18 protein-coding genes and 2 pseudogenes are annotated in these 25,435 nt (G+C 74.3%); 4 read left to right on the forward strand and 16 right to left on the reverse strand.

Annotated elements, in window-relative coordinates; all coding sequences use genetic code 11:
- Window positions 1–52 precede the first annotated feature (52 nt).
- From ABT023_RS13980 to ABT023_RS13990, 3 genes are all read right to left on the reverse strand, one after another.
- A complete protein-coding gene (locus ABT023_RS13980) occupies window positions 53–2,611 on the reverse strand; it encodes a bifunctional acetate--CoA ligase family protein/GNAT family N-acetyltransferase (protein ID WP_350885216.1) in 2,559 nt (852 codons plus the stop codon).
- Window positions 2,612–2,641: 30 nt separating this feature from the next.
- Complete coding sequence (locus tag ABT023_RS13985; protein WP_350885218.1) at window positions 2,642–3,823, reverse strand: acetoin utilization protein AcuC; 1,182 nt, start codon at window positions 3,821–3,823, stop codon at window positions 2,642–2,644.
- Between the two features lie 81 nt (window positions 3,824–3,904).
- A complete protein-coding gene (locus ABT023_RS13990; RefSeq protein WP_350885219.1) occupies window positions 3,905–4,753 on the reverse strand; it encodes a sulfurtransferase in 849 nt (282 codons plus the stop codon).
- Between the two features lie 97 nt (window positions 4,754–4,850).
- Between ABT023_RS13990 and ABT023_RS13995 the strand changes: the two genes are divergently transcribed.
- Window positions 4,851–5,531, forward strand: coding sequence for an iron-dependent transcriptional repressor DtxR (locus ABT023_RS13995; protein ID WP_350885221.1), 681 nt, complete (start codon window positions 4,851–4,853; stop codon window positions 5,529–5,531).
- Window positions 5,532–5,647: 116 nt separating this feature from the next.
- Here the strand turns inward: ABT023_RS13995 and ABT023_RS14000 are convergent, their stop codons facing one another.
- The 7 genes and pseudogenes from ABT023_RS14000 to nrdR form a co-directional block, all read right to left on the reverse strand.
- Window positions 5,648–6,199, reverse strand: coding sequence for a hypothetical protein (locus ABT023_RS14000; protein ID WP_350885223.1), 552 nt, complete (start codon window positions 6,197–6,199; stop codon window positions 5,648–5,650).
- 126 nt (window positions 6,200–6,325) lie between these two features.
- Window positions 6,326–7,270: an asparaginase domain-containing protein gene (locus ABT023_RS14005; RefSeq protein ID WP_502890675.1), complete on the reverse strand. Its 945-nt coding sequence runs from the start codon at window positions 7,268–7,270 to the stop codon at window positions 6,326–6,328.
- A 35-nt stretch (window positions 7,271–7,305) separates the two neighbouring features.
- Window positions 7,306–7,962, reverse strand: coding sequence for a class I SAM-dependent DNA methyltransferase (locus ABT023_RS14010; protein ID WP_350885227.1), 657 nt, complete (start codon window positions 7,960–7,962; stop codon window positions 7,306–7,308).
- Between the two features lie 51 nt (window positions 7,963–8,013).
- Window positions 8,014–8,508: a DinB family protein gene (locus tag ABT023_RS14015; RefSeq protein WP_350885229.1), complete on the reverse strand. Its 495-nt coding sequence runs from the start codon at window positions 8,506–8,508 to the stop codon at window positions 8,014–8,016.
- Between the two features lie 73 nt (window positions 8,509–8,581).
- Window positions 8,582–9,523: pseudogene (locus tag ABT023_RS14020) on the reverse strand (DUF2332 domain-containing protein); the annotation flags it as partial.
- A 115-nt stretch (window positions 9,524–9,638) separates the two neighbouring features.
- Window positions 9,639–12,524, reverse strand: a complete 2,886-nt coding sequence (locus ABT023_RS14025) for a vitamin B12-dependent ribonucleotide reductase (RefSeq protein WP_350885231.1) — start codon at window positions 12,522–12,524, stop codon at window positions 9,639–9,641.
- A gap of 66 nt (window positions 12,525–12,590) precedes the next feature.
- Complete coding sequence (gene nrdR / locus ABT023_RS14030; RefSeq protein ID WP_350885233.1) at window positions 12,591–13,109, reverse strand: transcriptional regulator NrdR; 519 nt, start codon at window positions 13,107–13,109, stop codon at window positions 12,591–12,593.
- A gap of 574 nt (window positions 13,110–13,683) precedes the next feature.
- Here nrdR and lexA point away from each other — a divergent pair.
- Window positions 13,684–14,469, forward strand: coding sequence for a transcriptional repressor LexA (gene lexA, locus ABT023_RS14035; protein ID WP_161688192.1), 786 nt, complete (start codon window positions 13,684–13,686; stop codon window positions 14,467–14,469).
- A 134-nt stretch (window positions 14,470–14,603) separates the two neighbouring features.
- Here the strand turns inward: lexA and ABT023_RS14040 are convergent, their stop codons facing one another.
- Both ABT023_RS14040 and hflX read right to left on the reverse strand, forming a co-directional pair.
- Window positions 14,604–16,301: a proline-rich domain-containing protein gene (locus ABT023_RS14040; protein WP_350885235.1), complete on the reverse strand. Its 1,698-nt coding sequence runs from the start codon at window positions 16,299–16,301 to the stop codon at window positions 14,604–14,606.
- Window positions 16,302–16,500: 199 nt separating this feature from the next.
- Window positions 16,501–17,952 (reverse strand): GTPase HflX, encoded by a 1,452-nt coding sequence (gene hflX, locus ABT023_RS14045; RefSeq protein ID WP_350885236.1) that lies wholly within the window; start codon window positions 17,950–17,952, stop codon window positions 16,501–16,503.
- A 206-nt stretch (window positions 17,953–18,158) separates the two neighbouring features.
- Here hflX and ABT023_RS14050 point away from each other — a divergent pair, with 206 nt between their 5' ends.
- Window positions 18,159–19,625 (forward strand): NAD-dependent malic enzyme, encoded by a 1,467-nt coding sequence (locus ABT023_RS14050; protein WP_350885238.1) that lies wholly within the window; start codon window positions 18,159–18,161, stop codon window positions 19,623–19,625.
- A gap of 84 nt (window positions 19,626–19,709) precedes the next feature.
- On the opposite strand, the gene dapF is transcribed toward ABT023_RS14050, so the two are convergent.
- The 3 genes and pseudogenes from dapF to ABT023_RS14065 form a co-directional block, all read right to left on the reverse strand.
- Window positions 19,710–20,546 (reverse strand): diaminopimelate epimerase, encoded by an 837-nt coding sequence (gene dapF / locus ABT023_RS14055; protein WP_350885240.1) that lies wholly within the window; start codon window positions 20,544–20,546, stop codon window positions 19,710–19,712.
- A gap of 7 nt (window positions 20,547–20,553) precedes the next feature.
- Window positions 20,554–21,474: pseudogene (gene miaA, locus ABT023_RS14060) on the reverse strand (tRNA (adenosine(37)-N6)-dimethylallyltransferase MiaA); the annotation flags it as partial.
- A 14-nt stretch (window positions 21,475–21,488) separates the two neighbouring features.
- Window positions 21,489–22,262, reverse strand: coding sequence for a class III extradiol dioxygenase subunit B-like domain-containing protein (locus tag ABT023_RS14065; RefSeq protein WP_350885244.1), 774 nt, complete (start codon window positions 22,260–22,262; stop codon window positions 21,489–21,491).
- 150 nt (window positions 22,263–22,412) lie between these two features.
- On the opposite strand from ABT023_RS14065, the gene ABT023_RS14070 reads away from it, so the two are divergent.
- On the forward strand, window positions 22,413–23,621 hold the full coding sequence (locus tag ABT023_RS14070; RefSeq protein WP_350885246.1) for a DUF349 domain-containing protein: 1,209 nt from the start codon (window positions 22,413–22,415) through the stop codon (window positions 23,619–23,621).
- A 211-nt stretch (window positions 23,622–23,832) separates the two neighbouring features.
- Here the strand turns inward: ABT023_RS14070 and miaB are convergent, their stop codons facing one another.
- The gene (miaB, locus tag ABT023_RS14075) at window positions 23,833–25,404 is read right to left on the reverse strand and encodes a tRNA (N6-isopentenyl adenosine(37)-C2)-methylthiotransferase MiaB (protein ID WP_350885248.1); all 1,572 of its coding nucleotides are present in this window, start codon (window positions 25,402–25,404) and stop codon (window positions 23,833–23,835) included.
- Window positions 25,405–25,435: the final 31 nt, after the last annotated feature.

The raw sequence follows: 25,435 nt of genomic DNA on the forward strand, positions 1-25,435 counted from the left end.
GGAGGGGCCCCGGCGGTTCGCCGGGGCCCCTCGCGCGTCGTGACGCCGCCCCTCACAGCCGGCGGGGGCCGGTGTCGGGGCGGGCGCCGGCGGTGCCCGTGCGGACGGTGGCGTGCAGCACGGAGACTCCGTCCGGGCGGGCCAGCACCGGGTTGAGGGTGAGCGAGCGGACCCGGGGCTGCTCGTCGGCGAGTCGACCGACCCGCAGCAGCAGCTCCACCAGAGCCGCCCGGTCCACCGGGGCGGCCCCGCGGTGCCCGCGCAGCAGCGGCGCGGCCCGGGGCGTATCGACCAGCTCGGCGGCGTCGGAGTCGGTCAGCGGCACCGCCCGCCAGGCCCGGTCGCCGAGCAGTTCGGTGGCGACGCCACCGAGGCCGAACCCGACCACCGGCCCGAACGCCGGGTCCTCCACCAGCTCCACCACGCAGGGCACTCCGGGCGGGACCATCGCCTGCACCAGGACGTCCGCGCCGAAGGCCGCCGCCATTTCCGCGTACGCCCGGCGGACGGCCTGCTCGTCGGCCAGGTCGAGGCGGACCGCGCCGAGGTCGAGGCGGTGCCGCAGCCCGGCCGCGGCGGCCTTCAGCGCCACCGGCCAGCCGAGCACCCCGGCGGCGGCCACCGCCTCGTCGGCCGAGCGCGCCGGCACGGAGGGTGCCACGTCGATCCCGTACGCGCCGAGCAGCCCGGCCGGCTCGGCGCCGTCGGCCCGCAGCGCGGCCTGGGCCGCAGCGGGGTCGATCCGGGACAGCTCGGGCAGCACGCCGGGTGGGCGACGCAGCCAGTCGGCGTACGTGGCGAGCCGGCCCAAAGCGCGCACCGCCTCCTCCACGCTCGGGTACGCCGGCACCCCGGCCGGGGGCCGCCCGGTGAGGAACGTGGCCACCACCGGCCGGCCGGCCCCGAACGCGCCGGGCAGGGCGGCGGCGAAGTCGGCCTCGGTGTCGGTGAGCTGCCCGGGCAGCGGCGGGGCGAAGACCGCGACGAGAGCGTCCACGCCGTCGTCGGCGGCGGCGACGCCGAGCGCGGCGGCGAACTCGGCCGCCCCGGCCTGGGGCCCCACGTCGGACGGGTAGCCGGCGGCCACGGTCAGCCCCTGCGCGGCGCAGGCCGTGGCGGCCAGCCCGGTCAGCGCCGAGGAGTTGCCCACCACGCCGACCCGCCGGCCGGCCGGCAGCGGCTGGTGGGCCAGCAGCACGCCGACGTCGAGCAACTCGGCGACGGTGTCCACCCGGATCACCCCGGACTGGGCGAACAGGGCGCTGACCGCGACCGCGTCCGGGCCGGGGGCGTCGGCGTTCAGCCCGGGCGGGCGGGCCGGGGAGGCCAACGCCACCACCGGCTTGTGCCGGCCGATCCGCCGGGCCAGCCGGGCGAACTTGCGTGGATTCCCGAACGTCTCCAGGTACAACATGATCACGTCGGTGCCGGGGTCGTCCTGCCAGTACTGGAGCAGGTCGTTGCCGGAGACGTCGGCCCGGTTGCCGGCCGAGACGAAGCTCGAAACGCCCAGGCCCCGCCGGTGCGCCTCGGCGAGCAGGGCCACCCCGAACGCCCCGGACTGGCTGAAGATGCCCACCCGGCCGGGTGCCGGCAGCGCCGGGGCGAGGGTCGCGTTGAGGCGCACCGCCTCGTCGGTGTTGGCCACGCCGAGGCAGTTCGGGCCGACGACCCGCATGCCGGCGGCGTGCGCCGCGCGGACCAGGGCCCGCTGGGCCGCCGCGCCCGCCGGGCCGGCCTCGGCGAAGCCCGCGGAGATCACCACCAGGCCGTGCGCGCCGGCCGCCGCCGCGTCGGCCACCACCGCGCCGGCCGCCTCCGGGGCCACCGCGACCACCGCCAGGTCGATCGCCCGGCCGGCGTCGACCGCCGAGGGGTACGCGGGCAGCCCCGCCACCGTCGCCGCGCTCGGGTGCACGGGCACCACCGCCCCGGTGAACCCGCCGTCGCGCAGGTGCCCGAGCAGCGCCGCGCCGACGCCCTGGCCGGTGGCGCTGGCCCCGTACACGGCGACGCCCCGGGGGGCGAGCAGCCGGGCGATGGAACGCGCCTCGGTGCGGTGCTCCCGGCCGCGCTGCACCTCCAGCGTCTGCTCGGTGGGGGCGATCGGGAAGCTCAGGTGCACCACGCCGTCGGCGTACTGGCGCTGGACCTGGTACCCGAAGTCGGCGAAGACCCGCAGCATCGCCCCGTTGGCCGGGAGCACCTCGGCGACGAAGCGCACGATCCCGGCCCGCCGGGCTGCGTCGGCCAGGTGCTCCAGCAGCACCGAACCGATTCCCCGGCCCTGGTAGGCGTCCTCCACCACGAACGCGACCTCGGCTTCGGGGGCCTGCGGGCCGAGCCGCTCGTACCGGCCGACGGCGACGATCCGGTCGGCGGCCAGCACCACGAACGCCTCCCGGTCCCGGTGGTCGACCACCACGAACCGCCGCAGGTCCCGCTCCGGGATCCGCGGGTACGGCGAGAAGTAGCGCAGGTAGCGGGTGCGCTCGGAGAACCGCGCGTGCATCGCCACGATGCCCGGCGCGTCGTCCGGGCGGATCGGCCGCAGCCCGACGGTCGTGCCGTCGCTGAGCAGCACGTCCACCGGCTGGTCGACAGTGGTCACGCCTTCGATCCCCTCCCCGGGTGGGCCGACTCAGTCGCGCGGGTCGTGCGGGTCGAGCCCGAGCAGCGGGAACACCGCCTTGCGGGTGGCCGCGACGGCCCGGTCCACCGCGTTCGGCTCACCCGTCGGCTGCCACGGTTCGTACGCCGGGTCCACGTCGTCGGTCATCCGCAAGGGCACCTCCCGGCCGGGGCGGCGCTCGGCGGCCAGCCGCCGCCAACCCGGCGGGGTGGGCGTGGCCGGGTCGACCGGGTCGCCGGTGGCCACCGCCAGCAGGTGGGTCCACGCCCGTGGCACCACCTCGACCAGGGCGTACCCGCCGCCGCCGGTGGCCACCCAGCGGCCCTCGCACAGCTCGTCGGCGAGCGCCCGCAGGGCGATGTAGGTGGCCCGCTGCCCGTCGACGGAGAGGTGCAGGTCCGCGAGGGGGTCGATCCGGTGCCCGTCGGCGCCGCACTGGGTCACGAGGATCTGCGGCCGGAACGCGCGCAGCACCGACGGCACGATCGCGTGGAACGCGCGCTGCCAGCCGGTGTCGTCGACGCCGGGCGGCAGCGGCACGTTTACGGCGCTGCCCTCCGCGCCGGGGCCGCCGGTCTCGTCGGGGAAGCCCGTGCCGGGGAACAGGGCCAGCGGGGTCTCGTGCAGGCTGACCGTGAGCACCCGGGGGTCGTGGTAGAAGATCTCCTGCACGCCGTCGCCGTGGTGCACGTCCACATCCACGTACGCGACCCGCTGCGCGCCGAGGTCGAGCAGCCGGGCGATGGCGACCGCGGGATCGTTGTAGACGCAGAAGCCGGCGGCCCGGTCCGGCATGGCGTGGTGCAGCCCCCCGGCCACGTTGACCGCGCGCCGGGCCTCGCCCCGCCAGACCGCCTCGGCGGCGGCCACGGTGGCCCCGGCGATCAACGCGCTGGACTCGTGCATCCCGTCGAAGACCGGGTTGTCGGAGGTGCCCAGCCCGTAGCCGGCGAAGAGCGGGTCGCGGGGGGCGATCCGCACCGCGTTCAGGTAACGCGGGTCGTGCACCCGGGTGAGCAGGGCGTCGTCGGCCGGCGTCGGAGCGACCAGACGGACCCCGGGCCGGTCGAGAACGCCCAGCTCGCGGGCGAGCGCGACGGTCAGCTCCACCCGGACCGGGTCGAGCGGATGGTCACCCATGTCGTAGGCGAGCAGGGCCTCGTCCCACACCACCACAGTGTCCTCGGACATGGGCCCATCGTCGCACGAGCACCGGCGGCGGCCCGGCACACGCGCTGGCTCCGCGGCCGGTGTCGGCCGCGGGACCTGCGGTCAGCCGCCGGTGGCGACGGGGCGGGACGGGTCGGCGACCCAGTTGCTCCACGACCCGACGTAGAGCGCGGCGTCCGGGCGGCCGGCGAGGTGCAGTGCGAGCACGGCCTGCGCGGCGGTCACCCCGGAGCCGCAGTACGCCCCGACCGGTGCGGCGTCGGTGACCCCGGCGGCGGCGAACCGGTCCCGCAGCACCGCTGCGGCGGGGAACCGCCCGTCCGGGTCGACGTACCCGCCGGCGGGCAGGTTCACCGCGCCCGGGACGTGTCCGGCGACGGGGTCGACCGGCTCGGTCTCGCCCCGGTAGCGCGCCGCGGCCCGCACGTCGAGCAGCACCCCGGAGCCGGCGGCGGCGAGCGCGGCGGCGCCGCCGGCGTCCAGCACCGGCAGCTCCCCCGGCCGGACCGACACGTCGCCGGGCACCGGGGCGGGGATCTCGGTGGACACGGGCAGGCCGGCGGCCACCCAGGCCGGGAAGCCGCCGTGCAGCAGCCGCACCGGCCGGTGCCCGGCCCAGCGCAGCGTCCACCAGGCGCGGGCGGCGGCCAGCCCGTCGCCGCCGTCGTACACGACGACGGGGTGACCGGCGCGGACGCCGGCGGCCCGCAGCGCGGACCGGAGGGCGGCGGGGTCGGGCAGCGGGTGCCGGCCGGCGGCACCGGGCGGCCCGCACAGGTCGGTGTCGAGGTCGACGAACACCGCGCCGGGGAGATGGCCGGCGGCGTAGTCGTCGCGGCCTGGCGGGCCGACGAGCCGCCAGCGGACGTCGAGCAGGGTGGGCGGGTCGGCGTGGTCGAGCTCGGCGGCGAGCCGGTCGGCCTCGACCAGCGGTTCCTCGGTACCGGACATGGCGTCCAGTCAACACCATCCGGGCGACGACCTCGCGTTTCACCGGAGAGCGTTGTCCGGCGTCCGGGGTAGCATCGACCTCTGGGAGGTCGCTGACGTGAATGACCTGGTCGACACGACCGAGATGTACCTGCGCACCATCCTCGAGCTGGAAGAGGAGGGTGTGCCGCCGCTGCGTGCCCGCATCGCCGAACGGTTGAGCCAGAGCGGCCCCACCGTCAGCCAGACCGTCGCCCGGATGGAGCGCGACGGGCTGCTCACCGTCGAGGGCGACCGGCACCTGATGCTGACCGCGCTGGGCCGCAGCGCCGCCGTGTCCGTGATGCGCAAGCACCGGCTCGCCGAGCTGCTGCTGGTCAACGTCATCGGGATGCCCTACGAGGAGGCCCACGAGGAGGCCTGCCGGTGGGAGCACGTGATGAGCGACGCGGTGGAGAAGCGGGTCTACGACCTGCTCAACCGCCCGACCCGCTCGCCGTACGGCAACCCCATCCCGGGCCTGGAGGAGTTGGGCACCCCGGGGGCGCCGGCCGACGGCACCGAGGGTGAGCGCAACCTGGCGTTCCCCGGGCTGTCCGGCCCGGTGGTGGTGCGGCGCATCTGCGAGAGCGTGCAGACCGACGCCGGCGTGCTGCGCCAGCTGCACGCCGCCGGGGTCGACCCGGGCGCCACGGTGACCGTGGCCCAGGAGCGCGACGGCGTCTTCATCGACCGCTCCGGCGACCGGATCCGGCTGCCTCGCGAGGTCGCCTCCCGGGTGTTCGTCGCCGCCCACTGACTCCCCTGCCCTGACGCGCCCGGTCGGCCCCGTGCCGCCGGCCCGTCCGGGCCGGGCTCAGTTGCCGCCCGACCGGGCCGGCCGCACCGTTGCCGCCGGCCCGACCCGGGCCGGGCTCACAGTGCCCGGGTGTCGACCGTCCGCGCCAGGCCGACGAGCCGGTCCGCCAGCTCCTCCGCGGCGGCGCGGTCGGTGCCCTTCGGCAGCGTCCAGCGCAACGTGGCGAGCCGGTCCTCGGCTGCCAGCCAGCCGACTTCGACGACCGGCCCGTGGCCGTCGGCGGCGGAGGCGGTCCGCCGGTAGCCGGCCCGGCCAAGGTCGCTGACCTTCCGGGCCCCGCCCGGCCGCACGTCGGCGGTGAAGCCCGCCACGTCGATCGAGGTGGCGCTGACGGTGAGCGCCAGTTCGGGCAGCAGCGCCTGCGCCGCGCGGACCACGCAGGTGTGCGTGTCACCGCGCGAGCTGGACGCCGCCACGTCGAACCGTTCCCCGGCGTGCTCCTCGATCACCGCGAAGTCGAGCAGCCGGCACGCGCCGCCCGAGGAGGCCGCCGGCACGTCGAGCACGACCGGCTCGGCCCGGGGCACCGCCACCGGCTCGGAATCCTGGGCGGCGCACCCCGACACGACCAGCACCGCGATGCCCGCGAGACAGATCCGGCCGCGCACGCCCCACCTCCGCCGTCCCCGGCGGCACCCGCCGGTTGTCGTCGGACACCGTACGGGCTGTCCGCGTCGGACGGAAGCCCTCAGTCAGGTCGCGCACGGGCAGTGTCGGCAGCCGCCGGTCCGGGCTCAGCCGCGCCGGGCGAACGCGGCGGCGATTTCCGCCCGGTCCGCGCCCGCCGCGAGCAGCACCCGCAGCAGCACCTTCGCCTTGTACGGGTCGAGCAGCCCACCGTTGACCAGCCCGCGCCGCTGAAGGTCGACCTCCGACCCCACCGCCCCGTACGTGTGCCGCAGCACCGCCCCGGCCCCGATGCGCGAGGTGAGTACCACCGGCACCCGCTCCGCCAGTTCTCCGAGCACCGGGGCGAGCGCGGGCGGGACGTGCCCGACGCCGAACCCGGCCACGACCACCCCGTCCCGGCCCCGGAACAGGCCGGTGACGAGGTCGGTGTCCTCGTCGAGGGTGACGGTGTGCAGGGCCACCCGGACCGCGTCGAGCCGGTCGGCGTCCACCCCGGGCACCGGGGGCAGCCGAGGCGGTCGGGTCAGCACCCGCACCTCCCCCTCCACGACATGCCCGAGCGGCCCGGCGTTCGGTGAGACGAAGGCACCGGTGCTGGTGCTGTGCGTCTTGCGGACCCAGCGGGCGGCGTGTACCTCGTCGTGACACGCGACCAGTGCCCCCAGGTCGCGGGCGGCCGGGGCGGCGGCCACCCGGGCCGCCGCGAGCAGATTCGCCGGGCCGTCCGCACCGGCGAGGGTGGGGTTGCGCATCGCGCCGGTGAACACGAGCGGCTCCGGGTGCGGCCAGAGCAGGTCGGCCAGGAACACCGTCTCCTCCAGCGTGTCGGTGCCCTGGGTCACCACCACGCCGGCCGCGCCGCCGGCCACCGCCGACGACGCCGCGGCGACCAGGTCCAGGATCTGCCGGTACGTGAGGTCCGCGCTGGGCACCGCCCGCGTGTCGCGTACGTCGATCGGGTGGCCGAGGTCGGCGAGGCCCGGCACGGCCGCGACCAGGTCGGCCCCGGTGAGCCGGGCGACCACCCCGCCCCCGGCGGACCCGGCCATCGCGATGGTCCCGCCCAGGGTGAACAGGACGACGGTCACCGCCCGGCCTCCCCGCCGGGCCGGCGGGCCAGCAGGTACGCCTGCGGGCCGCGCTCGTAGCCCTCGGGCTCGCGGAGCAGGCGGGCGTGCACGACGAACCCGGCCTCCGCGAGCTGCGCGGCGATCCGGTCCGGCGGCAGCCAGTGCACGTCGTAGGAGACGGTGTGGCCGTACGCCTGCTCGAGGCTGAAGCGCTCGTCGCCGGCCTTGAACGCGAGCACCAACTCGCCGCCCGGGGCGAGCACCCGGTGGAACCCGGCGAAGACCCCGGGCAGCACCTCCGGCGGCAGGTGGATGATCGAGTACCAGGCGACCAGGCCGGCGAGGCCGCCGTCGGGCAGCGGCAGGTCGGTCATCGAGCCGACGGCGAAGCTCAGCCCCGGCCAGGCGTCCCGGGCCACCGCGACCATCCCCGGGGACAGGTCGAGCCCCGCGACGTCCAGCCCAAGGTCGCGCAGGTGGGCGGTGATCCGGCCGGTGCCGCAGCCGACCTCGACGACCGGTCCCGCGTTGCCGACCAACTCGGCGAAGGTGGCCAGCAGCGCCCGCTCCAACGGCTTGCCCGCCAGCTCGCCGTGCACCAGTCGGGCGTAGTCGACCGCCACCGTGTCGTACGCGGCGCGGGTCTCCCGCAGCCAGTTCGGTTCCCCCATGACCGGCCACCCTAGTCGCCGCCGGAACCGTCGTGGGGACGCCGGAGCGGGTCAGTCCGTCAGCACCAGCCACGCCCGGCCGTCGATCAGCTCCCGGGCGGCGTCGAGGTGCCCGGCGTGGCAGGCGGTCTCCGTGATCACGTGCAGGACCGTCCGGCGCAGGGCGTGCGGCGGCAGGCCCGGGAAGACCTCCTCCGGCCACCAGGCCGGGGCGGCGTCCAGATCGGTGCCGGCGATCACCGCGTCGGCCAGCTCCGCCTCCCGCCGGTACAGGTCGAACACCGCCGCGGCCGGCGTCTCCGCGTCGACCCGCCAGGCGTCGGCCCCGGACTCCAGGTCGACGCGCTCGCCGGCGACGACGGCCCGGAACCAGAACCGCTCGACGTCGAGGGCGAGGTGGCGGACCAGCCCCAGACAGGACCAGCCGGACGGCAGCACCGGCCGACGCAGGTCCTCCTCGGGCAGCCCGTCCAGGGTGCCGAGCACGTGGTGGCGCTGGGCGGCCAGTGCCGCGAGCAGCGCCGCGCGCTCCTCACCGTGGGACATCCGGGGCCTCCGTCTCCGTGGGTACGCGCGCCGTCAGCTCGACGAATGGGCCGGGCCACCCAGCCCCCTGGGCGAACCAGGTGAGCGCCTGCCCGTGCGGGCGGGTCCAGGCCAGCGGCGTGCCGTCCAACGCGAGCACGTTGTGCAGCGCGCCGTCCGGCGGGTCGGGCAGGCCGTCGTACCCCAGCACGTCCGGGGCCTCGTTCGAGATCCAGTGCCCGGGTAGGCCGCGTACCGTCTCGGCGAACGCGGCCCGGCCCGGCGGCGGCACCAGATAGAGCACGGAGGTGTGGAACACCACCAGCGTCGCCCCGGCCGGCGCCCGCGCGGCCAGGGCCGGCAGGTCGGCCACCAGATCGCCGCGTACCAGCAGCGGCGGATCGGCCGCCGCGACGGACGCGGCGGACCGCAGCCGGGCCCGGCGGTGGGCGTGCTCGGGCCAGATGAGCGCGTCCAGCCAGGCGACGTCGGCCGGGTCGGTGACGTCGAGCGGGTTCAGGTCCAGGCCGGCCCGCCACACCACCTCGGGCAGGCGGTCGGGCGGCGCCGTCCCGCTGAGCGCGCAGTCGAGGACCGGCTCGCCCGCGCCGAGCAGGTGGTCGCCGTAGCGGTAGGCGTACCGGTCGGGGTAGAGGCAGAGCCCGGCCGACGCGCCGACCTCCAGCAGCGCGAGCGGCTGCGGCAGCGCGGCGAGCACCGGCAGCAGCACGGCGCACCGCCCGGCCTCGTTCGTCTGGGTGGCGCGCACGCGCAGCTCCGCCTCGATCGCCGGCCAGTGCGCCATCACGAAGTCGCGAAACGCGGCCGGGTCCTCGACCGGGCCGCCGAGGAACCGTACGACGCCGAACAGCAGGTTGGGCTGCCGCCTGGCCGGCGGGAGCGGGTCGAGCAACGCGAGCACCCCGGCGTCGCGGGAGACCGCCAGGGCCAGGCGCTCGTACGCGGGCGACACGCCGTGCGCCTCACGGGCGGCGAACTCGGCGTAGCCGGCGGCGGTCGATAGGGCTTCATGGATCACCGGGACAGTGTAGGGAGGCACGGTGTCATCGACTTCGCGCTTCCGTTGCCTGTGGCCTGGTCCCGGCTCACGAGCCCCGGGCACGTCAACGCCCGGGGCTCGTTGCCTTCTGTCAGCTACAACCGCTGGTGGAGCCGCAGCCCTCGCAGACGTAGCAGCTGCCGGCCGGGCGCATCTTCGTGCCGCAGGTGAAGCAGAGCGGCGCGTCGGCGGCCTTGCCGATCACGGCCTCCAGCAGTTCGGTGCTGGAGCCGACCGTTGGGGCCGGCTTGGCGGCGGCGACGTCGGCCAGTTCCTGCGCCGGCTGGGCGACCGGGCCGGTCTTCGTCTCCGGCGCCTCGACCGGTGCGGAGGAGGCCATCGCGGTCAGCTCCGCACCGCTGATCGACGCGCTCTCCGCCTCCGCCTCGGCCCGCAGCTGCGCGGCCCGCTCCTTGGCGGTGAAGATGCCCAGCTCCGCGCGGCCCTCGTACGGCAGGAAGTCGAGAGCCAGGCGACGGAAGATGTAGTCCATCACCGAGGCGGCCATCCGCACGTCCGGGTCGTCGGTCATGCCGGCCGGCTCGAAGCGCATGTTGGTGAACTTGCTGACGTACGTCTCCAGCGGGACGCCGTACTGCAGGCCGATGGAGATGGCCACCGAGAAGGCGTCCATCACCCCGGCCAGCGTCGAGCCCTGCTTCGACATCTTGAGGAAGACCTCGCCGAGGCCGTCATCGGGGTACGACGACGCGGTGAGGTACCCCTCGGCGCCGCCGACGGAGAAGCTGACCGTCTGCGACGGGCGCTTCTTCGGCAGCCGCTTGCGCACCGGGCGGTACTCGACGACCTTCTCGACCGTCTTCTCCACCGCGGCCGGAGCCTCGGCGGGCGCAAGCGTCTTGTTCGGCTTGGCCACGGACAGCGGCTGGCCGACCTTGCAGTTGTCCCGGTAGATGGCCAGCGCCTTGAGGCCGAGCTTCCAGCCCTCGAAGTAGATCTTCTCGACGTCGGCGACGGTGGCCTGCTCCGGCATGTTGACCGTCTTGGAGATCGCGCCGGAGATGAACGGCTGGACGGCCGCCATCATCCGTACGTGCCCCATCGGCGCGATGGAGCGCTCGCCCATGGCGCAGTCGAAGACCGGGTAGTGCTCCGGCTTGAGGCCGGGGGCGTCCACCACGTGGCCGTGGTCGGCGATGTGCTCGACGATCGCCTCGACCTGCTCCTCGGGGTAGCCGAGGCTGCGCAGGGCGCGCGGGACGGTCTGGTTGACGATCTGCATCGAACCGCCGCCGACCAGCTTCTTGAACTTGACCAGCGCCAGGTCCGGCTCGACGCCGGTGGTGTCGCAGTCCATCATCAGGCCGATGGTGCCCGTCGGGGCCAGCACTGCCGCCTGCGAGTTGCGCCAGCCGAACTTGTCACCGATCTTGTTGCCCTGGGTCCACTGCTTCGTCGCCTCGCGGACGATCGCGGTGGCCACGGTGCTGGTGGGCCTGATCTCGTCGTTGGCGGCGGCGTGCTTGCGCATGACCCGCTTGTGCGGCTCGGCGTTGCGGGCGTAGCCGTCGTACGCACCGACGATGCCGGCCAGCTCGGCCGAGCGGCGGTACGCGGTGCCGGTCATCAGCGAGGTGATCGAGGCGGCGACCGAGCGGCCCTGCTCCGAGTCGTACGGCAGGCCCGAGGCCATCAGCAGCGCGCCGAGGTTGGCGTACCCGATGCCGAGCTGCCGGTAGGCGCGGGTGGTCTCGCCGATCTTCTCGGTCGGGAAGTCGGCGAAGCAGATCGAGATGTCCATCGCGGTGATGACGAACTCGACGGACCTGACGAACTTCTCCACCTCGAAGCCACCGTCGGCGCGGAGGAACTTCATCAGGTTGAGCGAGGCCAGGTTGCACGAGGAGTTGTCCAGGTGCAGGTACTCCGAGCACGGGTTCGACGCGGTGATCCGGCCGGTCTCCGGGCAGGTGTGCCAGTCGTTGATGGTGTCGTCGTACTGCAGGCCGGGGTCGGCGCACTCCCAGGCGGCCTGGGCGATGGTGCGGAACAGCTTCTTGGCGTCGACCGTCTCGATGGTCTGCCCGTCGAGCCGGCCGCGCAGGTCGAAGCCGCCGCCGGTCTCCACCGCCGTCATGAACTCGTCGGAGACCCGGACCGAGTTGTTGGCGTTCTGGTACTGCACGCTGACGATGTCGGCGCCACCGAGGTCCATGTCGAACCCGGCGTCGCGCAGCGCGCGGATCTTGTCCTCCTCGCGCGCCTTGGTGACCACGAACTCCTGGATGTCCGGGTGGTCCACGTCGAGGATGACCATCTTGGCCGCGCGCCGGGTGGCGCCGCCGGACTTGATGGTGCCGGCGGAGGCGTCCGCGCCGCGCATGAAGCTGACCGGGCCGGAGGCGTTGCCGCCGGAGGAGAGCAGCTCCCGGGAGGAACGGATCCGGGACAGGTTGACCCCGGAGCCGGAGCCGCCCTTGAAGATCAGCCCCTCCTCCTTGTACCAGTCGAGGATCGAATCCATCGAATCATCCACGGAAAGGATGAAACACGCCGAGACCTGCTGAGGTGACGGCGTGCCGACGTTGAACCAGACCGGCGAGTTGAAGCTGAACACCTGGTGCAGCAGCATCCAGGTCAGCTCGTGGCCGAACACCTCGGCGTCGGCCGAGGTGGCGAAGTAGCCGTGCTCCTCGCCCGCCTTGCGGTAGGTGCTGACCACCCGGTCGATGAGCTGCCGCAGCGACCACTCCCGATCCGGGGTGCCCACCGCGCCCCGGAAGTACTTGGTGGTCACGATGTTGGCCGCGTTGACGCTCCAGGACTCGGGGTACTCGACCCCGCGCTGCTCGAAGTTGATCGAGCCGTCCCGCCAGTTCGTCATCACGACGTCGCGACGCTCCCACGTCACCTCGTCGTACGGGTGGACCCCTTCGGTCGTCCACACCCGCTCGACCTTGAGGCCCGCGCCGGCCTTCGTCCGCGTCCGGCTTGCTGTCACGCCGTCCCCCGCCATCTCATCCGCCCCCTCGTCTGCGCGGTCACCCGCCGCGCGTCGCACTGTCAGCAATTCAGGAAATGCTCAAACGGCACGGTCGGCGGCCCCCGCCGCCGCCGTCCCGGCGTCGCCGGCCGTCCCGGCGCCCTCGCGGGCGCGGGCGGCGGCCCGCAGCGTCTCGATCTCGCGCTCGAAGTCGGTCAGCGAGTCGAACGAGCGGTACACGCTGGCGAAGCGGAGGTACGCCACCTCGTCCAGGTCCCGCAGCGGACCCAGGATCGCCAGCCCCACGTCGTGGCTGGGGATCTCGGCGGCCCCCTTGGCCCGGATGGTCTCCTCGACCTTCTGGGCGAGCAGGGCGATGGAGTCCTCGTCGACCGGCCGCCCCTGGCACGCCTTGCGCACCCCACCGCCGATCTTGGTACGGCTGAACGGCTCGGTCACCCCGCTGCGCTTGACCACCGCGAGCACCGCCTCCTCGACGGTGGTGAACCGCTTGCCGCACTCCGGGCAGGACCGCCGCCGGCGGATCAACTGGCCGTCGTCGGCCTCCCGCGAGTCGACGACCCGGGAGTCGGCGTGCCTGCAGTACGGGCACCGCATCGCCTGACCTCCTTCGTCGATGGCGGGCGCACCGGGCGCCCCCGGACGCAGAGAACCGCGGCGCCGGCCCCGCGTGGGGCCGCCACCGGGTCCGGCAGCAGAGTGTGCGGTCGGTAGTTGAACCCAACCTGTAGGCGACTTACGCCCATGTGACTACTACATCTAGGGGTCGACCGTATGCGTCCGGCGGACCGAAATCAAGTTCGCCGAGCCGCCCGGCGCGTCATCAGGATCACGTCCCGCACTCCCCCTCCCCGACTTGCCGAAAGCCCCAACGCGGGACCGCTCCCCCTGGTCACGGCCGACCCGCCGAGGGCGGGAAACCGCAGGCAGGGCACGAGGGAACTCGTACTTATGTTCGAGAGCCGCGTACCGTTTACCAGAACAGGCGTTCGGATTTCGCGGTTTCCCGCTCCGACACGCCGACGAAGGTCGTACAGATGTTTGAAAATGACCGATCCCACCTATACGGTCAAGAACAACCGGACGCGGCGGGTTCCGCCCCGCCCGGTCGCCACACCCCACACGCACCACGAGCCGCCGAGGCACCCAGCGCCGACCAGGGAGGACGGACGTGACCGAGGACCGGGCCAGCCGGCCGAAGAACCCGCAGCAGATCGCCGAGGCGGGTCCGCCGGCCACTCGGCGTCCCCGCGCCGCGCGCAGCCGGACCGGGCAGCCGGCCGTGCGAGCGGTCACGCCGGTGGTCAGCAGCTTCCCCGACCCGGCCACGGTCGACCTCACCGCCCGGCAGCGCCGCATCCTGGAGTTCATCCGCACCTGGGTCGATCGGCACGGATACCCGCCGAGCGTGCGGGAGATCGGCGAGGCCGTCGGGCTCGTCTCCCCGTCCAGCGTCGCCTACCAGCTCAAGGAGCTGGAGAAGAAGGGCTTCCTGCGCCGCGACCCGAACCGGCCGCGTGCGGTGGACGTCCGGGCCCCCAGCGACATGATCGACGACGAGGCGTCCCGCTCGCAGCGGCCCACCCCGGCGTACGTACCGATGCTGGGCCGGATCGCCGCCGGTGGGCCGATCCTCGCCGAGCAGGCGGTGGAGGACATCTTCCCCCTCCCCCGCGAGCTGGTCGGCGAGGGCGAGGTCTTCATGCTCCAGGTCAAGGGCGATTCGATGCTCGATGCCGCGATCTGCGACGGGGACTGGGTGGTGGTCCGGCAGCAGCCGACCGCCGACTCCGGCGAGATCGTCGCGGCGATGCTCGACGGAGAGGCGACGGTGAAGACCTACCGCCACCGGGACGGCCACGTCTGGCTGATGCCGCAGAACCCGGCTTTCGACCCGATCCCCGGCGACGACGCCACCATCATGGGCCGGGTCGTCGCCGTTCTGCGCCGGATCTGACCGCTGACGGGCAGCGGTCGCCCCGCAGGCCGTCGCCCCGCAGGCCGTCGCCCCGGCGAAGCCTCAGCGAGGCATCGTCGATCATGCCGCCGGCGACCGGTGCCCGCGTCGGCACCGATCGGTAGGTGGACCGGTCAGTAGCGGTCGCCGCGGTGCCCGCGACCGCTACCGGGTGCCTGGCCGCCGTGGCCGCCCCGCCCGTCGTCGGGCCCGCCCTCGCCGCGCCGACCCGCGCGGGAGTCGCGCGGGTCCCGGGGGTCCCGCCCCCGCCGGGGCGGCTCGGCCCGCCCGCCGCCGCCGTACACCCCGCCGCGCACCGGCCGGCTGTCCCGGCCGGGCTGGCCCCCGCCCGGAGGCTGCCCGCCGGCGGGCTGGTCCCCGCGGTAGACGCCACCGCCCGGTCTGCCACCGCCGCCGTAGACCCCGCCGCCCTGAGGCCGGCCGCCGCCGGGACGGCCACCGCCTGCGGGACGGCCACCGCCGCCCCCGTAGACCCCGCGGGAGGGGCCCTGGGCCGGGCCGCCGGCGGCCGGGCCCTCGCCGTACACACCACCGGCGGCCGGCGCGCCGCCGTAGACCCCGCCACGCGAACGGTCCCCGCCCGGCGGTGGGCCCTCGGCGGGGCGGCCGTAGCCGGGCTCGTCCGGGCCGTCGTCCAGCGGGAACTCGTCCCGTTCGGGCACGTCCGGGCGGGCCTTCGGACCGCCGGCCGGCGCGGGGCGCTTCCGCGCCCGCACGATGCCGAGGATGCCCGCGCCGACCATCAACGCGCCGATCACGCCGACCGCGGCGATCAGGTACGTGATCTGGTCGAGGCTCAGCCCCTCCAGCCAGGACTTCCCCGCCGCCGGTTTGGGCGGGCCGGCATCGCCACCGGTCAGCGCCTCGGCGCCCGTGGTGGAGGGGACGTAGCCCAGGATGTCGATCGGGTCGTCCGGGGCCAGCTCACCGCCGTCGGAGACCGTGACGAAAGACTTGCCGTCCGGGGTGTAGGAGATCGCCTCGCCGAACGGGTCCGTCAGCGGGGTCACCCGGGGCTTGCCGCCGGTCAGCGCCCCGACGATGTCGCCGTTCGACACGTCGTACTCGAAGGCGTCCGCGTACGTGCGCAGCACCACCTTCGTCCCGTCGGGCGAGCGGGCTGCGCCGGTGACGGCGACCCGGCCGATCGTGTTCAGCACGTTCGGGGTGGTCGTCTTCGGCAGCGACACCTCGCCGGCCCTGGTCATCGGCACCGGTTCGGTGTCGCCGGTCCTGAGCTTGCCCGACGGGGTGAAGATCTCGGCCTTGCCGCTGGCCACCTTGGTGATGATCAGCGGCTTGCCGTCGTCGCCGATCAGCAGCGCCTCGGCGTCGTGCGGCTTGCCCTCGGGGTAGGAGAGCCGGTGCAGCACCGGCTTGGCCGACCCGTCGGCCGGCATGCTCCACACCGCCACCCGCTCGCGCCGCTTGGCGCTGATGTTGTCGCCGATGTCAGCGATCCACAGCTTCTTGCCGTCCAGCGAGAGCGCGAGGTCCTCGGTGTCGAGCGGACCCTTCCCCGAGTAGCGCACCGGCTCACTCGCCAGCTTGCACTTGGTGTCGAGGAAGAACACCCGCTTGTGGCTCTCGACGTCGGTGCCGTCGTTGACCACCACGTATCCGCTCTTCGTGGCCACCAGGCCCGAGATCTCCCGCAGCCGCTCGTCGACGACCGTGCAGCGCTTCTTGCCGGGAGTCGGCTCGGGTGCGGCGGCCGCCGGGGCGGGCGCGGACAGAGCGGCCCCGGAGAGCGCCACGGTCGCCCCGAGCAGGCCGAGGGCAACCGTGACCGAGGAAACAGCGCGGCGCATGGGGTTCAGTGTCGCATGCCACGTGAATACCGGAGTCACGCCGGGACGCGACATTTGAGCCGCCACTCACGACCGGACGGCACGGACCCGGCCCGGCCGGCACCGCCCGGCCGACGCCGATCCGGCCCGCCGGCCGGGACGTCGCCCCGGCGAAAACACCGCGATCCCCGGGGCCGGCTGTACCGGCCCCGGGGGTCACTCAGCGGGTGGGGACGGCGACGGGTGTCTCCTGTACGGCGTACGGGGTGAGCTCGGCGGCGAGCGCCTCACCGACCCGCACGTGCAGCAGCGTGCCCTCGGGCAGGTGGGCGGTGCTGAGCACCTCGCCCTGCCGGTGCACCCGGGCCACCAGGTCACCCCGGTCGTACGGGAGCACCGCTCGGACCTCCACCGCCGGGCTGGGCAGCCGGTCCTCGATGGCCGCCCGGACCTCGTCGATCCCCCGCCCCGAGCGGGCCGAGGCGAAGACGGCGTCCGGCCAGAGCCGCTTGAGCCGCAGCAGGGTCTCCTCGTCGGCCGCGTCGGTCTTGTTGATCACCAGCAGCTCGGGCAGCCGGTCGGCGCCCACCTCGGCGAGCACCTCGCGGACCGCCCGGACCTGCTCCTCCGGGTCCGGGTGGGCGCCGTCGACGACGTGCACCACCAGGTCTGACTCGGCGACCTCCTCCAGGGTCGAGCGGAACGCCTCGACGATCTGGTGCGGCAGGTGCCGGACGAAGCCGACGGTGTCGGAGAGGGTGTAGATCCGGCCGTCGGGGGCCGTGGCCTTGCGGGTGGTCGGGTCCAGGGTGGCGAACAGCGCGTTCTCCACCAGCACCCCGGCCCCCGTCAGCCGGTTGAGCAGGCTCGACTTGCCGGCGTTGGTGTAGCCGGCGATCGTCACGGCCGGGACGGCGTTGCGGGAGCGGCGGGAGCGCTTGGTCTGGCGTACCGTCTTCATGGCCTTGATCTCCCGGCGCAGCCGGGCGATGCGGTGCCGGATGCGACGCCGGTCGGTCTCCAGCTTGGTCTCACCGGGACCGCGCACGCCCACGCCGCCGCCCGCGCCGCCGCCGCGACCGGACCCACCGGTCTGCCGGGACAGCGTCTCGCCCCAACCGCGCAGCCGGGGCAGCAGGTATTCGAGCTGGGCCAGCTCGACCTGCGCCCGGCCCTCCTTGCTCTTGGCGTGCTGGGCGAAGATGTCCAGGATCAGCGCGGTGCGGTCGACCACCTTGACCTTGGTGCGCTGCTCCAGGTTGCGGAGCTGGGACGGGGACAGCTCACCGTCGCAGATCACCGTGTCGGCGCCGGAGGAGAGCACCATCGACCCGAGGTCGTCGACCTTGCCCCGGCCGATGTACGTCGCCGGGTCGGGGCGGTTGCGGCGCTGGATCAGCCCCTCCAGCACCTGCGAGCCGGCCGTCTCGGCCAGCGCCGCCAGCTCGGTGAGCGAGTTCTCGGCGTCGGTCTGACTGCCCTCGGTCCAGACCCCGACGAGGACGACCCGCTCCAGCCGGAGCTGGCGGTACTCGACCTCGGTGACGTCGGTGAGCTCGGTGGAGAGGCCAGGGACCCGCCGCAGCGCCTGCCGCTCCGACAGCTCGAACCCCCCGGTGGTGGCGTCAAGTTCGTCGTCTGAGAGGGGTACGTAGGTCTCCTGGTTGCGCAAGTGCGCCTCCCTGTCCGTTCTGTAGCGGAGCGACGGCTCTCCGTCGCGTACGAGCAATCCTGACATGTGGCAACGTCGGACGCACCCGCTATATGCCCGTCGGATGGACCACCAAAAGTGGGGGCGAATGCGACGCGACCGGTGCGGGCGGGTAGAAATGCGGGGCGACATACGACCGGCCGATCAGCGTTGACGGAGGCATTCCCGTGGCCATCACCCGACTTCCGAGTGCCGGGTTCTCGATCACCATCCGGATCGCCGTGCCCGCTGACGCCTCCTCGATCGGCCGGCTGACCACCTCGGTCGGCGAGGCCGGGGCGATCGTCACCGCGCTGGACGTGGTCGACTCCGACCCGACGCACGTGCTCGTCGACCTGACCTGCGACACCGCCGACGCCGGCCACGCCGACCAGGTGGTCGACGCGCTCACCGCGCTCGACGGGGTGGACGTCCGCAAGGTCTCCGACCGCACGTTCCTGCTGCACCTCGGCGGCAAGATCGAGGTCAGCTCGAAGGTGGCGTTGCGCAACCGTGACGAGCTGTCCCGGGCGTACACCCCGGGGGTGGCCCGGGTCTGCATGGCGATCGCCGAGAACCCGGCGGACGCCCGCCGGTTGACCATCAAGCGCAACACGGTCGCGGTGGTCAGCGACGGCTCGGCCGTGCTCGGACTGGGCAACCTCGGGCCGGCCGCGTCGCTGCCCGTGATGGAGGGCAAGGCGGCGCTGTTCAAGCGCTTCGGCGGGGTGGACGCCTGGCCGGTGGTGCTGGACACCCAGGACACCGACGAGATCGTGGCGATTGTCAAGGCGATCGCGCCCGCGTACGGCGGGATCAACCTGGAGGACATCGCCGCACCGCGCTGCTTCGAGATCGAGGCCCGGCTGCGCGAGCTGCTCGACATCCCGGTCTTCCACGACGACCAGCACGGCACCGCGATCTGCGTGCTGGCCGCGCTGACCAACGCGCTGCGCGTGGTGGGCAAGCAGCTCGCGGACGTCCGGGTGGTCGTCTCCGGCGCCGGCGCGGCCGGCACCGCGATCATGAAGCTGCTGCTGCGGCAGGGCGTCGGCGACATCGTCGCGTGCGACCGGCAGGGCGCCCTGCACCCCGGCCTGAGCGGGCTCAACCCGGCCTGGCAGTGGCTGGCCGAGAACACCAACAAGGAGAACTACTCCGGCGACCTGCCCGGGGCGGTACGCGGCGCGGACGTGTTCATCGGCGTCAGCGCGCCGAACCTGCTCACCGGCGACGACATCGCCACCATGGCCAAGGACTCGATCGTCTTCGCGCTGGCCAACCCGGACCCGGAGGTCGACCCCCGGGAGGCGCGCAAGCACGCCGCCGTGGTGGCCACCGGCCGCTCCGACCAGCCGAACCAGATCAACAACGTGCTCGCCTTCCCGGGCGTGTTCCGGGGCATGCTGGACGCGCACGCCGAGGAGTTCACCGAGGAGATGGCGATCGCCGCCGCCCGGGCGATCGCGGACGTGGTAGGTGAGGAGAAGATCAACCCGACGGTCATCGTCCCCAGCGTCTTCGACTCCCGGGTCGCCCCGGCGGTCGCCGCCGCCGTCCGCGCCGCTGCCCAGTCCCCGGCCCCGGCTCCCGCCGCCGACCCGGGCCCCGCCGACCTCCCGGAGATCGCCGCCGCCGCCAGCGCCACCCCCTGACCCCCGCTGGGGGCGGATCGATCAAGAGGTTTGCGTCAGCCGGTTGGCCGGATCTGACGCGAACTTCTTGATCGACCCGGGCTTTTACCCGGGGAGGGTGACTGTGCCGGTGGCGATCAGGAGGGCGGGGCCGGCGAGCCAGCAGGATTCGTCCGTCACCGTGACCGTGAGGCGGCCGCCGGGAACGTCGACCGTCGCCGTGCCGGTAACCCGGCCGGCGTCACGCAGGGCGACCGCGGCGACCGCGCACGCGCCGGTGCCGCAGGACAGCGTCTCGGCGGATCCCCGCTCGTAGACCCGCATGAGCACGTGGACGTCGGTGCCGTCGACGGGGTCGCCCGGCGCGGTGAACTCGACGTTCACCCCGAAGGGGAAGACCCCGGCGTCGAACACCGGCGCCCGGGTCAGGTCAAGGCCGGCCAGGTCCAGGCCGCCGGGGAGGGCGCACACCAGGTGCGGGTTGCCGACGTCCACGGCGGTGCCCGGCAGGGTCAGCCCGCCCAGGGCGGCGGTCGCCACGTCGTACAGCCGGGGGCGGCGCATCTCGACCGAGACCGTGTCGCCCTCGACCAGCGCCCGCACGACGCCGGCCCGGGTGGCCACCGGCAGCGCCGCGCCGGACGGCGTGGCCAGCCCGGTCTCCAGCAGGTAGCGGACGAAGACCCGGGCGCCGTTGCCGCACATCTCGGCGACCGACCCGTCGGCGTTGCGGTAATCCATGAACCACTCGGCGTCGCCGGCCAGGGCCGCGCCCTCGGGGTGCTTGGCGGCCCGCACCACCCGCAGTACGCCGTCCGCGCCGAGGCCCCGCCGCCGGTCGCACAGCGCGGCGACCATCCCCGGGGTCAGGTCGAGCGCGCCGTCCGGGTCGGGGAGGATGACGAAGTCGTTGCCGGTGCCGTGCCCCTTGGTGAACTCCACGCCCCCATCATCGCGCAGCGGCGGGGACGAGACGCAGGGCGTCGGCGACCAGGCCCGGGGCAGCGGAGTCCAGCCAGTGGATCCGGGGATCGCGACGGAACCAGGAGCGCTGCCGGCGGACGAACCGGCGGGTGGCCCGGACCGTCTCGTCGTGCGCCCCGCTCTCGGTCAGCTCCCCGGCGAGCAGGCGCAGCACCTGCTGGTAGCCGAGCGCCCGGCTGGCCGTGCGGCCCTCGGGCAGGCCGCGCCCGACCAGGGCCCGGGTCTCGGCGACCAGGCCGTCGGCCCACATCCGGTCCACCCGCAGGGCTATCCGCTCGTCCAGCGCCGTGGTGTCCAGGTCCACCCCGAGCTGCACGGACGGGTAGTACGGGGTGGGTTGGGGCAGGGACGCGGTGAACGGCGCCCCGGTCAGCTCGATCACCTCCAGGGCGCGGACGATCCGCCGGCCGTTGCCGGGCAGGATGCCCCCGGCCGCGGCCGGGTCCGCCGCGCGCAGCCGCGCGTACAGGGGGGCCGGGCCGGCCTCGGCCAGCTCCGCCTCCAGCCGCTCCCGCACGACCGGGTCGGTGCCGGGGAACTCGAACCGCTCCAGCACCGCCCGCACGTACAGGCCGGAGCCGCCGACCAGCAGCGGCACCCGGCCCCGGGCCAGGACGTCGTCGACCGCCGCGCGGGCCAGCCGCTGGTACTCGGCGACGCTGGCCGGCTCGGTCACCTCCCAGATGTCGAGCAGGTGGTGCGGCACGCCCTCCCGCTCGGCCCGGGTGAGCTTCGCGGTGCCGATGTCCATCCCCCGGTAGAGCTGCATCGAGTCGGCGTTGATCACCTCGCCGTCCAGGGCGTGCGCGAGGGCGATGCTCAACGCGGACTTCCCGGCGGCGGTCGGCCCGACCACCGCCACCACCGCGCCGGGCGGGACGCCGCCCGCGTCCGCCGCGCTCACGCCGGCTCCCAGTTGGCCACGAGGTAGGCGACGCCGTAGGGCGCGTCGTGGTGGCCCAGTTCGCCGCGCCAGTCACCGCCCGCAGCCCGGACCGCCCCGGCCAGCACCTGCCAGGGTGCCCGGCCGGCGACGCTCAGCTCCGCCGACAGCGCCGGGTCCAGGCCGAGCAGGGCCTCGGCGTCGGCGTCGGCCAGGGCCCGGGCCACCCGGTCGTCGTACGCCTGCGCGCGCGGGTCGTCGTAGCCGGGCGCCTTCGTACCGCGGCACGCCGACCCGTCCCCCAGCACCAGCAGCGCCACCCGGTGGTCCGCCGCCGCCCCGACCAGCTCGATGCCGACCCGGGCGCACTCCTGCGGGGGCGCGTCGGCGGCGATCGCGTGTGCGAACCGGGGCAGCCCGGTGCCGGAGCGGCCGAGGAGCCACGCGCCGATCGTCAGGCTCAGCGGGAGTCGCTCACCCCCCGCGCAGTTGACCCGCCACAGCCGCACCTGCCGGTCCACCCCGTACGCCCGCAGCGAGCCGTAGTCGGCGGACCCGAACGACAGGGTCGCCGGCCCGGCGCCGACCAGCACGATCGCGTCCGGCCCGGCGGCGAGCAGCCGGGTCACGGCCGCGGCGCAGGCGGCGCGGAGTTCGTCCAGCTCGCCGGCGGCGGCGCCGGCCACTTCCGGCACGAGCAGAGGCGGATGGGGGCAGACGGCGGCGGCGACCAGAGGCACCCGTTCACCGTAGCCGGACCCGCCGGTGCGTCCCCGCGCCGATCCGGTCATCCGGCCCTAGGACACCGTATGGTCACGGTCGACGACAGGCGCTCGACGCGGACGGGGGCGGACCTGTGACAATGCCGGGAGTAACTTTGCTGCGCCGTGGCGGCGATCGCGGGCTTGTCCCGTTGACGCCGGGAGATCGAGGATGGGCACATGAGCGACTGGACGGCCTTCGGACGGGTGGACGCGGACGGCACCGTGTACGTCAAGACCGCCGAGGGCGAGCGGGTGGTCGGATCCTGGCAGGCGGGAGCCCCTGAGGAGGGGTTGGCCCATTTCGCCCGCCGCTTCGCGGACCTGGTCACCGAGGTGAACCTGACCGAGGCGCGGCTCAACTCGGGCGCGGCTGACGCCGGCGGATCGCTGACCACCATCCGCCGGATCCGCGCCTCGCTCGCCGAGGCGCACGTCGTCGGCGACATCGACGCGCTGGTCGCGCGGCTGGACAAGCTCGCCGTCGTCGCCGAGGAGAAGGCCGGCGAGGCCCGCGCCGCCAAGGACGCGGCCCGGGTCGAGGCGCTGGCCCGCAAGACCGCCCTGGTGGAGGAGGCGGAGAAGCTGGCAGCGGAGTCGACCGGCTGGAAGACCGCCGGCGACCGGCTCAAGGAGATCCTCGACGAGTGGAAGACCGTCCGTGGGGTCGACAAGAAGGCCGACGGTGAGCTGTGGAAGCGCTTCGCCGCTGCGCGGGACGCCTTCACCCGCCGCCGGGGCGCCCACTTCGCCACCCTGGACGCTGAGCGCAAGCAGGCGCAGCAGGTCAAGGAGGAGCTGGTCGCCGAGGCGGACAAGCTGAAGGAGTCCACCGACTGGGCGGCCACGGCCAACCAGCTCAAGGACCTGATGACCCAGTGGAAGGCGGCCCCGCGCGCCTCCAAGGAGGCCGAGCAGAAGCTCTGGGAGAGGTTCCGGGCGGCCCAGGACGCCTTCTTCACTCGGCGCAGCGAGGTCTTCTCGGCCCGGGACGACGAGCAGCGGGGCAACCTGGAGCGCAAGCAGGCGCTGCTCGCCGAGGCGGAGGCGCTGAACATCGACGCCGACCCCAAGGGTGCCCAGGCCAAGCTTCGGGACATCCAGGCGCAGTGGCACGAGGCCGGCCGGGTGCCTCGGGAGGCGGCTGCCGGGCTGGAGCGCCGGCTGCGCGCGATCGACGACAAGGTCCGCGAGGTGATGGACTCCGCGTGGCGGCGGACCACCAAGGAGGACAACCCGCTGCTGGCCCAGATGCGGATGCAGGTCACCGAGGCCGAGGAGCGGCTGGCCCGGGCCCAGGCCGCCGGGGACGCCCGGCGGGTCAAGGATGCCGAGCAGGCACTCGCCTCGAAGCGTCAGTTCCTCCAGCTCGCCGAGCAGGCCGGCTGAGCCCAGCAACGCCGGGAGCCCCCGGTCCCACCCCGGGACCGGGGGCTTCCGCCTGTCCGGACCCTCGCCGCCCCGGGCACCCTGGTCGCCCGGAACAACCACCTCGTGGGCTCCGGCAGCGGTCTGACGGGCGGCGCGGGCGGCGGCAAGATCTCGGTCTGATCGTCGCAAGGCTGGTCGGGGCCCGCCCGTGCGGCGGGCCCCGATCGCGTCAGTGGGCGGCGCAGCCGGTCGTCGACGCCGGGGCCGCGGCCGGCGCCCCGATCGTGGGCAGGCCGAGCAACACCCCGGGGGTACGCGGGGAGCGGCCCGCCTCGGCTGCGTCACCGGCCCGGGTACGGCGGTGCGACAGTGGCACGCCGTCTGCGTTGAGGTGATGCGGGGCGGCGTACGTGACCGTGGTGTGCACGATGTCCCCGGGACGGATCCGCCCAGCGAGGGCCCCCGCGTCGCCCGGCTGGCCGTTCGCTGCGGCTGCGCCCGTCGCACCGAGCTGGCCGTTCGCTCCGGCTGCGCCCGTCGCGAAGTGCACGAGGCGGCCGTCGCGGGCCCGGCCGGACATCCGGCCGGTGCGCTCGTCCTTGCGACCCTCGCCGACGGCGACCAGCACCTCGAGGGTCTCCCCGACCAGCCGCTTGTTCTCCGCCCAGGTGATCTCCTCGACCGTGGCGATCAGCCGCTCGTACCGCTCCTGTACCACCTGCTTGGGAATCTGGCCGTCCATCGTCGCGGCCGGGGTGCCGGGGCGCTTGGAGTACTGGAAGGTGAACGCCGAGGAGAACCGGGACTCGCGGACCACGTCCAGGGTGCGCTGGAAGTCCGCCTCGGTCTCGCCGGGGAAGCCGACGATGATGTCGGTGGTGATCGCCGCGTCCGGCATCGCCGCCCGGACCTTGGAGATGATCCCCAGGTACTTCTCCGACCGGTACGACCGGCGCATCGCCCTCAGCACGTCGTCCGAGCCGGACTGCAACGGCATGTGCAGCGAGGGGCAGACGTTCGGGGTCTCGGCCATCGCGGCGATCACGTCGTCGGTGAAGTCCTTCGGGTGCGGGCTGGTGAACCGGACCCGCTCCAGCCCGTCGATGTCCCCGCAGGCCCGCAGCAGCTTGCCGAACGCGTACCGGTCGCCGAACTCGACGCCGTAGGAGTTGACGTTCTGCCCGAGCAGGGTCACCTCCAGCACGCCCTCGTCGACCAGGGCGCGGACCTCGGACAGGATGTCGCCGGGGCGGCGGTCCTTCTCCTTGCCGCGCAGGGAGGGCACGATGCAGAACGTGCACGTGTTGTTGCAGCCCACCGAGATCGACACCCAGCCGGCGTACGTCGACTCGCGCCGCGTCGGCAGCGTCGAGGGGAAGACGTCGAGGGATTCGAGGATCTCCACCTCGGCGGCGGCGTTGTGCCGGGCCCGCTCCAGCAGCACCGGCAGCGAGCCGATGTTGTGCGTGCCGAACACCACGTCCACCCAGGGGGCCTTGCGGACGATGTCGCCGCGGTCCTTCTGGGCGAGACAACCGCCGACGGCGATCTGCATTCCCGGATGCTTGTCCTTCACGGGGCGCAGATGACCCAGGTTGCCGTAGAGCCGGTTGTCGGCGTTCTCCCGGACGGCGCAGGTGTTGAACACCACCACGTCCGGGTTGTCGTCGGCCTCGGCGGCACGCAGGTAACCGGCCTGTTCCAGCAGGCCGGAGATGCGCTCGGAGTCGTGCACGTTCATCTGGCAGCCGTACGTGCGCACCTGGTAGGTGCGCGGGCTGCCCGCCGCTGCGGTAGTCATGACCCGGACAGCGTATCCGGGCGAGCCGATC

Source organism: Micromonospora sp. NPDC002296, from assembly GCF_040296145.1.
GTDB lineage: Bacteria > Actinomycetota > Actinomycetes > Mycobacteriales > Micromonosporaceae > Micromonospora.

Excerpts from the sequence above, each read along its gene's own strand:
- ABT023_RS14015 (WP_350885229.1), bottom strand. The coding sequence starts at position 8,508 with ATGTCCCACGGTGAGGAGCGCGCGGCGCTGCTCGCGGCACTGGCCGCC.
- ABT023_RS14010 (WP_350885227.1), bottom strand. The coding sequence starts at position 7,962 with ATGGGGGAACCGAACTGGCTGCGGGAGACCCGCGCCGCGTACGACACG.
- ABT023_RS13990 (WP_350885219.1), bottom strand. The coding sequence starts at position 4,753 with ATGTCCGGTACCGAGGAACCGCTGGTCGAGGCCGACCGGCTCGCCGCC.
- ABT023_RS14070 (WP_350885246.1), top strand. The coding sequence starts at position 22,413 with ATGAGCGACTGGACGGCCTTCGGACGGGTGGACGCGGACGGCACCGTG.
- ABT023_RS14025 (WP_350885231.1), bottom strand. The coding sequence starts at position 12,524 with ATGGCGGGGGACGGCGTGACAGCAAGCCGGACGCGGACGAAGGCCGGC.
- ABT023_RS14065 (WP_350885244.1), bottom strand. The coding sequence starts at position 22,262 with ATGACCGGATCGGCGCGGGGACGCACCGGCGGGTCCGGCTACGGTGAA.
- nrdR (WP_350885233.1), bottom strand. The coding sequence starts at position 13,109 with ATGCGGTGCCCGTACTGCAGGCACGCCGACTCCCGGGTCGTCGACTCG.
- ABT023_RS14040 (WP_350885235.1), bottom strand. The coding sequence starts at position 16,301 with ATGCGCCGCGCTGTTTCCTCGGTCACGGTTGCCCTCGGCCTGCTCGGG.
- ABT023_RS14005 (WP_502890675.1), bottom strand. The coding sequence starts at position 7,270 with ATGGCCGGGTCCGCCGGGGGCGGGGTGGTCGCCCGGCTCACCGGGGCC.
- miaB (WP_350885248.1), bottom strand. The coding sequence starts at position 25,404 with ATGACTACCGCAGCGGCGGGCAGCCCGCGCACCTACCAGGTGCGCACG.
- ABT023_RS13985 (WP_350885218.1), bottom strand. The coding sequence starts at position 3,823 with ATGTCCGAGGACACTGTGGTGGTGTGGGACGAGGCCCTGCTCGCCTAC.